The organism is Empedobacter sp. UBA5987 (genome assembly GCF_002429865.1).
In the GTDB taxonomy this organism is placed as follows: Bacteria; Bacteroidota; Bacteroidia; order Flavobacteriales; family Weeksellaceae; genus Empedobacter; species Empedobacter falsenii_B.
Genome location: NZ_DJBB01000003.1, coordinates 1 through 507, shown reverse-complemented (window position 1 = coordinate 507; position 507 = coordinate 1).

Here is a 507-nt window from a genome sequence, read left to right as displayed (position 1 = left end):
TTATCATTTAGCTGTCATTCTGAGCTTGTCTCAGAATCGCATTCAATATGTCATTTCGAGGTATCGAGAAATCTTTTGTCGCTTTTTACTTGACTATAAAGTAACCAAAAAGTCAAGGCCGTAAACCTCTTTATTAAAAATGTTCTCATTTCACAAAAGATTTTACAAACCCTACGGGCTAAAACCTTTTTAACGCTGCATTCAATCATTTTCTTAACGTGAGAGTTTTAATGCCGGATTTTTTTAATCCCTTTTTCAATATTCAAATCCACTTTCAACAAAGAATTTATAAATCGTCATTGCTGAAAAGTCGAGCTTCAATTCGGCGTAAAGAGCGTTAAAAATGATTTACTGTTCGCATTTCATATGCGAATGTTCTAAAGCATTTAGCGAGTAGCCATTATTGACCGACTTGTAAGCACAGACTTGATTTTTTTGGTTCGTTTTTTCATCAAGGTTCCCCGAAGGGTATATGAATTCATTCGAAAACAATAATAACTCATGAAT